The organism is Pseudonocardia sp. McavD-2-B (genome assembly GCF_024124365.1).
GTDB lineage: Bacteria > Actinomycetota > Actinomycetes > Mycobacteriales > Pseudonocardiaceae > Pseudonocardia > Pseudonocardia alni.
Window position 1 is genome coordinate 1 of the sequence record NZ_JAMXSG010000208.1, and the last position, 10557, is coordinate 10557.

Below are 10557 nucleotides of genomic sequence, written 5' to 3' on the forward strand. Positions count from 1 at the left end.
GGCGCGGACCGGCTGTCCGCGGGCACCGGGGAGCTCGCGACCGGGCTGGGCACCCTGCGCCAGGCCACCGCCGACCTGCCCGCGCAGTCACGGCAGCTGGCCGACGGCGCCCGCCAGGTCGCCGACGGCAACGCGCAGCTGGCCGCGGCCGGGGACCGGGTCGCGCAGGAGAGCGCCCGGCTGGCCGACCAGCTCGACGCCGCCGACGGCACCATCGCCGCGAACCTGCGCGAGCGCGGGTTCACCGACGAGCAGGTGCAGCAGGCCCTGGCCGCGCTGTCGACCGCGAAGCAGCCGCTGGTCGACGGCAACGCCCGCGTCCAGCAGGTGTCCGGGCAGCTCGACCGCCTCGGTTCCGGCGCGGGGCGGGTCGCCGACGGCGCCGAGCAGCTCGCCGCGTCGGCCCCGCAGCTCAGCAGCGGCATCGCGAGCGCCGCCGACGGCGCCGGGACCCTGCGCGACGGCGCGACCGAGCTGTCCGGCGGCGTCCGGAAGCTCTCCGACGGCGCCACGCAGCTGTCCACCGGCGCCACCGCGCTGCGGACCGGGGCCGACCGGCTCGCCGACGGGGAGCGCACCGCGGTCGACGGGACCGACCGGCTCGCCGACGGGGCGCGCCGGCTCGACTCGGGCACCGGTGAGCTCGCCACCGGCGCGACGCGGCTGCACGACGGCCTGGCCTCGGGCCTGGACGACATCCCGAACCCGGCCCCGGGCGTCCGGGAGGCCACCGCCGCGAACATCGGCGACCCCGTCGCCACCCGCGACGTCGCCTACTCCCAGGCCGACACCTACGGCGCCGGGCTGGCCCCGTTCTTCATGGCACTTGCCACCTGGATCGGCGGCTACGTGCTGTTCCTGCTGGTCCAGCCCCTGTCCCGACGGGCGATCGCGGCCGGGCAGAGCCCGCTGCGGATCGCGCTGGGCGGCTGGATCCCGGCCGGCCTGCTGGGAGTCGTGCAGGTCACCGGCATGTACGCGGTGGTGTCGCTGCTGCTGGGGATCACCCCGGTGCACCCGTTCGCGACGCTGGCGCTGCTGTGGCTGACCTCGATGACGTTCACCGCGATCGTGCACGCCCTCAACGCCCTGCTCGGCGCGGTCGGGCAGTTCCTCGGGCTCGTCCTGATGGTGCTGCAGCTCGTCTCGGCGGGCGGAACGTTCCCGTGGCAGACCATCCCCGGGCCGCTCTACCCGGTGCACCACGTGATGCCGATGGGCTACGCCGTCGACGCACTGCGCCACCTGATGTACGGCGGTGAGCTGGCGGGTGTCGTCGGGACGGCGGTGCCGGTGCTGCTGGCCTGGTTCGCCGGGGCGCTGGCGCTGGCGACGTTCGCGGCATACCGCAAGCGGGTGTGGACGGCGACGGCGGTGAAGCCCGAGCTGGTGCTCTGAGGCCGGCTCAGACCCAGGCCCGCAGCCGCTCCAGCGCCTCGGTGATGCCCTCGGGCGTCCCGGCGCCGGAGAAGCGGATGTAGGCGCCGCCGTCGACCGGGTCGAAGTCCTGCCCCGGTGCGACGGCGATGCCGGTGTCGGCGAGCAGCCGGTAGGTCAGGGCCATCGAGTCCTCGCCCTCGCGCAGCAGGTGCGCGATGTCGGCGTAGACGTAGAACGCGCCGTCGGCGGGGGCGAGCCGGGTGATCCCGAGCCCGCGCAGGCCGTCGAGCAGCAGGTCCCGGTTACGGCCGTAGCGCACGACGTGGGAGTCGGCCTCGGCGTAGCTCGCCTCGTCGAACGCGGCGAGCGCCGCGTGCTGGGGCAGCGCGGGCGGGCAGACGGTGAAGTTGCCGGCCAGCCCCTCCACGGTGCGGCGCAGCCGCGGCGGGCACACCAGCCAGCCGAGGCGCCAGCCGGTCATCGAGAAGTACTTCGAGAACGAGTTGACCAGCACGGCCTCCCGCGAAGTCTCCCAGGCGCTGCTCGTCGCGGGGCTGCCCGGGAACGTGATGCCGTGGTAGATCTCGTCGCTGACGAGCTGGATGCCGCGCTCCTCGCAGTACGACGCGAGCGCCGCCAGCTCGGCGGGGTCGAGGACGGTTCCGGTGGGGTTCGCCGGGCTGGCCACGATCAGGCCCTTCACCGGCTCGTCGAGCGCCTCCAGCATCTCCACGGTGGGCTGGAACCGGGTCGCCGGCCCGCACGGCAGCTCGACGACCTCGCAGCCCAGCGCGGCGAGGATGTTGCGGTAGCAGGGGTAGCCGGGGCGGGCCATGGCGACGCGGTCACCCGCGTCGAACGCGGCGAGGAAGGCCAGCAGGAACCCGCCGGAGGACCCGGTGGTGAGCACGACGTCGCCCGGGTCGACCTCCAGCTCCCGGGTGCGCCGGTAGTGCCCGGCGACGGCCTCGCGCAGCTCCGCGATGCCGGGGGCGACGGTGTAACCGAGCACCTCCGACTGCACCGCGGCGACGGCGGCCGCGCGCACGGGTTCCGGCGCCGGGGTCGACGGCTGCCCGGCCGAGAGGTTGATCAGGTCGCCGTGGGTGCGGGCCCGTTCGGCGGCGGCCGCCCAGACGTCCATGACGTGGAACGGGGCGACGGCGGCACGGGCGGCGACGGTCAGGCGGGTCACGCCGCCGAGCCTAGGCGGCGGCCCGGCACGGGACCGGACCGCGCGCCCGGGCGGGAGCCCACTCCCGGGCGCGCGGTCGGTCACGAACCGGGGCGGGCGCGGGGCCCGCCCGGTGTCACTCGGCCTCGAAGCCCAGGGCGTCGACGACGGCGCCGATCTGCGCGTCGGTGTCGGCGACGGTGTCGTCGAGGTACTCGGCGACCGGGGTCAGCTCGGCCGCCTGCGCGGTGCCGGTGAGCGCCAGGGCGGCGAGCGGCGCGGCGACGACGCCACCCACGAGGGCGAGGGCGCGACGACGACGGGCCTGCTGGGGAGCGTGGGCCATGGTGATCCTCCTGTGGTTCAGGGACACGGGCTGTGTCCCTGTGCCACAGGACGATTCCTCGACGAACCGGTGGAGATCAAACCCTGGTGTCCGGTTTTACCGGCTCTTCATGATCATCGAACAATGAGGTACGGAGACCCAGGTCAGGCCATTCGGACTATTGGGGTTACGCCATACGGCGGTAACGCCCGCGCAACATCAGGCCTGCGCGACGGGCACGCTGACCTCTCCGCGCTCGGCCTTCAGCCCGATGTCGGTGCGGTGGTGCGAACCCGCGAGGCGGACCGGCTCCAGCCGGGCGTAGGCCTCGGCCCGGGCGGCGGCGAGGTCGGAGCCGGTGCCCACGACCGACAGGACGCGCCCGCCGGAGGAGACGACCGCGCCGTCGTCGCGGCGACGGGTACCGGCGTGCAGCACGCCCTCCCCGTCGGCGCCGCTGATGACGTCACCGAGCCGCGGGGTGGCCGGGTAGCCCTCCGCGGCGACGACGACCGTCACCGCCGACCCGTCGGCCCACTCGATCGCGGGCTGGTCGGCGAGGGTGCCGGTCGCGGTGGCGAGCAGCAGCTGCGACAGCGGGGTGCGCAGCAGTGCCAGCACGGCCTGGGTCTCCGGGTCCCCGAAGCGGCAGTTGAACTCGATGACCGCGGGGCCCTGCGAGGTCAGCGCGAGACCGGCGTAGAGCAGCCCGGTGAACGGGGTACCGCGGCGCACCATCTCCTCGGCGACCGGCGCGACGACCCGGGCGACCAACTCCTCGGCGAGGTCCTCGCCCGCCCAGGGCAGCGGGCAGTAGGCGCCCATGCCACCGGTGTTGGGGCCGGAGTCGTCGTCGCCGACGCGCTTGAAGTCCTGCGCGGGCAGCAGCGGCACCACGGTGGCGCCGTCGACGAGGCAGAACAGCGACGCCTCGGGCCCGTCGAGGAAGGACTCCAGCAGCGCCGGGTGGCCGGCGTCGAGCAGCCCGAGGGCGTGCGCGCGGGCCACCTCGATGTCGCCGGACACGACGACGCCCTTGCCCGCGGCCAGCCCGTCGTCCTTGACGACGTAGGGCGGGGTGAACACCGACAGCGCGGTGTCGAGGTGCGCCGGGTTGTCGACGACGACCGACGAGGCCGTCGGCACCCCGGCCGCGCTCATGACGGCCTTCGCGAACGCCTTGGACCCCTCGATCCGAGCCGCCTCGGCGCTCGGACCGAAGCAGGGGATGCCGGCCTCGCGCACCGCGTCGGCCGCACCGTTGACCAGCGGGCCCTCCGGCCCGACGACCACCAGGTCCGCCTGCCAGGTCCGCGCCACGTCGACGACGGCGCCGTTGTCGGTGACGTCGAGCCCGAGCTGCTCGGACACCGCGGCCGTCCCCGCGTTGCCGGGGGCGACAGCGAGCGCCGTCACCTCCGGGTCCTGCGCCAGAGCCACGGCGATGGCGTGCTCTCGCGCACCGCTTCCCACGATCAGGATCCGCACGGTGGCCGAGCGTATCCGTGCACGTCGGACAACGGGGAACCGGTGTCCGCTCAGCCGTCGCAGCGTTGCAGGTGGGCCCCGATCAGCGCGGTGACGTGGGTGGGGTGCTCCTGCTGCGGGAAGTGCCCGGTGGCCGGGAGCGTGTGGTGGGTCAGCCCGGCGCCGGCGAACCGCTCGTCGCCGCGCATGGTGGTGTCGAGCACGCACGGGTCGTCGGCGCCGTGCACCTGCAGCACCGGCACCCCGACCGGCCGGGAGAGCTCGCGGGCGAACCGGCGGCCGTCGGGGCGCACCTGGGAACGCATCGACCAGCGGTAGTACTCGAGGCTGCAGTGGGCGACGGTGGAGATCCGCATCGCCTCGGCGTTGCGGGCGACGGCGTCGGCGAAGTCGGTGGTGGCGGCCCACTCCGGCCCCGCCCACGCCCGCATGATCCGGGCGCCGCCGTCGGCACGCAGCGAACGCTCCGGCAGCCGCGGCAGCTGGAACCCGGCCATGTAGCGGCTCGCGCGGCCCTGCCCGAGCGGGTCGCGCAGCACCGCGTCACGCATGACGACCGGGTGCGGCGCCCCGAGCCCGGTGAGCGAGACGACCAGCCGCGGGTGCAGCGTGGCGACCGTCCAGCCGATGGCGGCACCCCAGTCGTGCCCGACGACGTGGGCACGCGGCTCCCCGAGCGCCCGGATCAGCCCGGCGCAGTCACCGGCGAGGGTCCACAGGTCGTAGCCGCGGGGGGTCTTGTCGGTGTCGCCGTAGCCGCGCAGGTCGGGCGCGACGACCCGGTAGCCGGCGTCGCCGAGGGCGAGGAGCTGGTGGCGCCAGGTCCACCAGAACTCCGGGAAGCCGTGCAGCAGCACGACCAGCGGGCCGGTCGGCGGGCCGTACTCGGCGAGGTGGATGCGGATGCCGTTGGCCGACACCGCGCGGTGCGTCCACGGACCGGGCACCCGGACGACCGAGGGGTCGGGCGGGGTACCGGTCGTCGCGGACACGCCGGATCAGCCCGCGGCGGCGTGCCGCCCGGAGGTGCCGTCGGCGATCTCGCGGACGTTGTCGCGGTCACCGCGGTGACCGCGCTGGGCGAGCACCTGGGCGGAGTCCTTGAGCGAGTCGATGGTGCGCTCGGGCTTGCGGATCTTGCGGACCCGCAGGTAGCCGAGGAAGCCGAACAGGCCGGCGACGAGCAGCATGAACAGGAACGTGATCCCGAAGCCCGCGGCGCGGTTGAGCCACAGCGACAGGAACTCGGCCAGGGTGAAGAACAGGTAGAACAGGCTGAACAGCCCGACCACCGCCGCGATCACGAAGAAGACGCTGCCCTGCACGCCCTTCTTCACCTCGGCCGTGACCTCGGCCTTGGCGAGCTCCACCTCCGACCGGACCAGGGTGGAGAGGTGGGTGGTGACGTCCTTCGCGAGGGCACCGAGGGACGCGTCGCGCGGCCCCGGCTCGTTGGTGAGCGGGATCGAGGGCAGGACCGGCGGAACCTCCGCGTTGCCCGACTGGCTGTTGCTGGCCACCGTCTTCCCTCCTGCTGGTGCACTCGCCTGCCCGGGGCGCTGGGGATCCCCCGGACGGCCGTCGTTCGGTGAGCCGCCATCGTGCCACGGGGCCCGGCGACCCGCTCGGCTGCGCCACGCCGGGGACACGGCCTCACTCGTCCGGGCGGCCGCGCAGTTTCTTGATCTGACCGCGCCGGTTCTTGGCGTCGAGCCGGCGACGCTGCGAACCGCGCGTCGGACGGGTCGGGCGACGGGTGCGCGGGCCCGCCGCGGTCGCCTCAGCGAGCAGGGTCGCGAGCCGCCCGCGGGCGGCCTCGCGGTTGCGGAGCTGGCTGCGGTGCTCGGAGGCGACGACGGTGAGCACGCCGTCGACGAGCCGGTTCGCCAGCCGTGCCAGGGCGCGGTCGCGCAGGTCGTCGGGGACGCTCGGCGAGGCCGCGAGGTCGAAGGACAGCTCCACCCGCGAGTCGGTGGTGTTGACGCCCTGCCCACCGGGCCCCGAGGCACGGGAGAACCGCCAGTGCAGCTCGCGGGCGGGCACGACGAAGCCCCGCCGCACCTCGATCGGGTCGTCCACACCGACCAGTGTCGCCGATCGGCCCCGGGTCCCGTGCGGTGAGCACGGGCCCGGGGCCGCCGGGACCGGAGGGTCAGTCCTCCTTGGACTCGCTCATGCCGGACGAGATCAGGTCCATCACCGACGAGTCGGCGAGGGTCGAGACGTCGCCGACGTCCCGGTTCTCGGCGACGTCGCGCAGCAGGCGGCGCATGATCTTGCCGGATCGGGTCTTCGGCAGCTCCTCCACGACCAGGATCTGGCGCGGCTTGGCGATCGGGCCGATCTCCTTGGAGACGTGGTCGCGGAGCGCCTTGATGGCCTCCTCGCCCTTCGCCTCGTCCTTCGACGCGCTCCCGCGCAGGATGACGAACGCGACGATCCCCTGGCCGGTGGTCTCGTCGGAGGCGCCCACGACCGCGGCCTCGGCGACCGTCGGGTGGCTGACCAGCGCCGACTCCACCTCGGTGGTCGAGATGCGGTGCCCGGAGATGTTCATGACGTCGTCGACGCGGCCGAGCAGCCAGATGGCGCCGTCGTCGTCGTACTTGGCGCCGTCACCGGCGAAGTAGTAGCCCTGCTCGGCGAAGCGGGACCAGTAGGTGTCCTTGTAGCGCTCGGTGTCGCCCCAGATGCCGCGCAGCATCGACGGCCACGGCTTGTCGAGGACCAGGTAGCCGCCCTCGCCGTTGCCGACCGGGGTGCCGGTGTCGTCGACGACCGTGGCGGAGATGCCCGGCAGCGCACGCATGGCCGAGCCCGGCTTGGTCGCGGTGACGCCCGGGAGCGGCGCGATCATCTGCGAGCCGGTCTCGGTCTGCCACCAGGTGTCGACGATCGGGCAGTTCTCCTTGCCGATCTTCTCCCGGAACCACATCCAGGCCTCGGGGTTGATCGGCTCGCCGACCGTGCCGAGCACCTTCAGCGAGGACAGGTCGTACTTCGCGGGGATGTCCTCGCCCCACTTCATGAACGTGCGGATCAGCGTCGGGGCGGTGTAGTAGATCGAGACCTTGTACTTGTCGACGATCTCCCAGTGCCGGCCCTCGTGCGGGGTGTTCGGCGTGCCCTCGTACATCACCTGCGTGGCGCCGTTCGCGAGCGGCCCGTAGACGATGTAGGTGTGCCCGGTGACCCAGCCGATGTCGGCGGTGCACCAGTAGACGCTCTCGCCCGGCTTGTGGTCGAACACCACGTGGTGGGTGTAGGCGGACTGCGTGAGGTAGCCGCCGGAGGTGTGCAGGATGCCCTTCGGCTTCCCGGTGGTGCCCGAGGTGTAGAGGATGAACAGCGGGTGCTCGGAGTCGAAGGACTCCGGGGTGTGCTGGTCGGAGGCACCGTCGACGGCGTCGTGCCACCACACGTCGCGGCCGTCGGTCCACGGCACGTCGGTCTCGGTCCGCTTCACGACGAGGACCTTCTCGATCGAGGTGCCCTCGACCGCCTCGTCGGTGTTCTCCTTCATCGGAGCCGGCTTGCCGCGGCGGTACTGGCCGTCGCTGGTGATCAGCACCTTGGCCTCGGCGTCCTCGATGCGCGCCTTGAGCGCGCCCGGGGAGAACCCGCCGAACACGACGCTGTGCAGCGCACCCAGGCGGGCGCAGGCCAGCATCGAGAACACGGCCTCGGGGATCATCGGCAGCTGGATGGCGACCCGGTCGCCCTTGCCGACGCCCAGCTCGGTCAGCGCGTTCGCGGTCTTGGAGACCTCGCGCTGCAGGTCGGCGTAGGTGATGGTGCGGGAGTCGCCGGGCTCACCCTCCCAGTGGATGGCGACGCGGTCGCCGTTGCCCGCCTCGACGTGCCGGTCGGCACAGTTGTAGGCGACGTTGAGCTCGCCGCCGACGAACCACTTCGCGAACGGGGGCTCCCAGTCCAGGACTGTGTCCCACTTCGTCGTCCAGTGCAGACGGTCGGCCTGCTCGGCCCAGAACCCCTCGCGGTCGGAGTCGGCGCGGTCGTACCAGTCGGCGGTGGCGTTCGCCTGCGACGCGAACTCCTCCGACGGCGGGAACGCCCTGCTCTCGGTGGAGAGTGCGCTGAGCGCAGAACTCTTCTCGGACTCGGCCATGTCCTCGTGTCCTCCTCGACGCGGCGGGTCACTTCGGGCCGGCGTGGCGGCCTCGGGCGCACTCGGTGTGCGCGCACGTGTGCCGTATGACGCTAGTGAAACGTCGTGGCCCGTGCACCGTCTGTCGGGACAGGTACGGACAGGCCACAGGGGCCGCACCTGACCGTCCGCGCAGGTCGGGGGCCACTCCCCGGTGCGTTACGGAGGTTCGCGGGACCCTCGGCGGTGGACGGACGGGCGTCCGGCGGTCGGTGGATCACCATGACCGGTCGTCGAGCGGTCCGCACCGCAGGGGTACTACCCGACGGTAACCCACGGGTTGGGACGATGACGCCCATGGCCCGCCCCGCAGCAGCCGATCCGCTCGCCCCGCTCGCCGCCCTCCCCGGCGTCGCCGAGGCGGTCTCCCGCGCCCGCGACGCGGCCACCGAGGTGCACAACCAGCCGGTCAACCGGCGCGGGTGGCCCGCGACGGCCGCCGAGGCCGCCCTGCGCGCGGCCCGCTCGTCCGCTGCGGTCGACGGTGCCCCGCTGCGGCCGGTCACCGCCGACCACGTCTCGGACCCGGTCCTCGCCGGCGCCGTCCGGATCGCCGACGAGCGCGCGAAGCTCCTCGACACCTGGGGTCGCGCGCCGCTGCAGGGGCTCGCCCGGCTGCACGTCCTGGCCGCGGGCGACCTCGTGCCCGCCGCCGAGCACGAGCAGGTGCTGGGCAGGCCGCGTCCGGCGACGTCGGGACGGCTCGCGGCGCTGGCCGACCTGATCGGCGGGGGCACCTCCGTGCCGGCACCGGTGCTGGTCGCCGTCGTGCACGGCGAGCTGCTGACCCTGGCCCCGTTCGGCACCGCCGACGGCGTCGTGGCCCGGGCCGCGGCCCGGCTGACCGCGATGTCCACCGGGCTGGACCCGCGCGGTCTGTCGGTGCCCGAGGTGGGGTTCCTGCGCCGCACCGCGGAGTACCGGGAGGCCGCGGCGGCGTTCGCGTCCGGGACGCCCGACGGTCTGGCCCGCTGGATCGTCCACACCTGCGCGGAGTGGGAGGCGGGCGGCCGGGAGGGCCTGTCGATCGCCGCCGCACAGTCCGGCTGAGCCCACGGACTCGGCACGGGCCCCGCGCGCCCTCGGTCGAGCCGCTGCACCCCGACCGGGCCGACGCGCTCCGGCCGGGCTCGAACACGACAGAGCCGGGTGGTGCCCCGAGGGGCACCACCCGGCCCGACGTGGGAACCGGCGTCCTGGCGTGCACTACGTGCCGTGTTGTGCGGCCTCGGCGCCCGGCGTCCCGGTTCGCAGGCCCACGACGACATGCCTCCCGCGGCGTGCTCGGCGTGGACGTGATCCGGTTCCCACGTACGGAGCCCGGTCAGGGGAGACGCCTCTTCTCCTCCGAGACGCCTCTGGCCCGGCCGGGGTCCGTGTCTCCTTCGTAGACCTGGAACGTGATGCGGGCAACCCTCGCACCGGGATGCACCGGTTCAGCAGCACAGGGTGACCGTCGACGGCCGCCGGCTGGGTGCACGACGACGCCCGAACGGCGGTCGCGCGCGGCATCCGGGCCGCGTCCCGGACCGACACCGTCGGCGCCGGGTCGCCCACCGCTACTCGCACCGCTACCCGCACCGCCACCGCGCTGCCCGCATGGCCACCCCGCTACCCGCACCGGTGCGGCCGGCCCCACCGCCCGCACCGGCACGGCCGCCCCCACCGCTCGCACCGGCACGGCCGGCTACGCCGCACCGGCCGGATTCCGCCACCGAGCCGCACGGCTCCGTCGATCAGTGCATCAGCGCTGTCCGACGGCGATCGGGCAGCAGTCGTGTACTGATCGACGGTCGCTCCTCGGGGCGCTCCGCACCGTCCCGCGCCTCGCCCCCCCCCCGGCAGTCCGCTCACCGCGTGTCGATCAGTACACGAGCGTGCTCGCAGGCTGCCCGGACAGCATCGGCGTACTGATCGACGGTCGCGACGCGGTCGGGTCCGCGGTGGTCGCGGCGGGGACGGGCGGGGTCGCGGCGGGGTCGCGGCGGGGACGGGCGGGGGCGCCGGACGAGCCGGGCAGCG

General features: G+C 74.1%; 9 protein-coding genes. 2 read left to right on the forward strand and 7 right to left on the reverse strand.

The annotated features are described in order from the left end of the window. Nucleotides 1–1398, forward strand: a 1398-nt coding sequence (locus NH602_RS22470; protein ID WP_253068839.1) for a YhgE/Pip family protein, incomplete at its 5' end; no start/stop codon positions are given. A gap of 7 nt (nt 1399–1405) precedes the next feature. Here the strand turns inward: NH602_RS22470 and NH602_RS22475 are convergent. The 7 genes from NH602_RS22475 to acs form a co-directional block, all read right to left on the reverse strand. After that, nucleotides 1406–2524, reverse strand: coding sequence for an aminotransferase class I/II-fold pyridoxal phosphate-dependent enzyme (locus tag NH602_RS22475; protein ID WP_202416648.1), 1119 nt, complete (start codon nt 2522–2524; stop codon nt 1406–1408). Nucleotides 2525–2690: 166 nt separating this feature from the next. Beyond that, complete coding sequence (locus NH602_RS22480) at nt 2691–2900, reverse strand: hypothetical protein (RefSeq protein WP_139282823.1); 210 nt, start codon at nt 2898–2900, stop codon at nt 2691–2693. A 198-nt stretch (nt 2901–3098) separates the two neighbouring features. After that, nucleotides 3099–4367, reverse strand: coding sequence for a phosphoribosylamine--glycine ligase (purD, locus tag NH602_RS22485; RefSeq protein WP_179761278.1), 1269 nt, complete (start codon nt 4365–4367; stop codon nt 3099–3101). Between the two features lie 50 nt (nt 4368–4417). Then, nucleotides 4418–5359: an alpha/beta fold hydrolase gene (locus tag NH602_RS22490; protein WP_253068840.1), complete on the reverse strand. Its 942-nt coding sequence runs from the start codon at nt 5357–5359 to the stop codon at nt 4418–4420. A gap of 6 nt (nt 5360–5365) precedes the next feature. Beyond that, nucleotides 5366–5887: a phage holin family protein gene (locus tag NH602_RS22495; RefSeq protein WP_073575814.1), complete on the reverse strand. Its 522-nt coding sequence runs from the start codon at nt 5885–5887 to the stop codon at nt 5366–5368. Between the two features lie 133 nt (nt 5888–6020). After that, nucleotides 6021–6446, reverse strand: coding sequence for an alternative ribosome rescue aminoacyl-tRNA hydrolase ArfB (gene arfB / locus NH602_RS22500; RefSeq protein WP_253068841.1), 426 nt, complete (start codon nt 6444–6446; stop codon nt 6021–6023). Between the two features lie 73 nt (nt 6447–6519). After that, on the reverse strand, nt 6520–8496 hold the full coding sequence (gene acs, locus NH602_RS22505) for an acetate--CoA ligase (RefSeq protein WP_253068842.1): 1977 nt from the start codon (nt 8494–8496) through the stop codon (nt 6520–6522). A 336-nt stretch (nt 8497–8832) separates the two neighbouring features. Between acs and NH602_RS22510 the strand changes: the two genes are divergently transcribed. Further along, entirely contained in the window at nt 8833–9585 is a 753-nt protein-coding gene (locus NH602_RS22510; protein ID WP_073575811.1) for an oxidoreductase, read from the forward strand. The last annotated feature ends 972 nt before the right edge of the window (nt 9586–10557 follow it).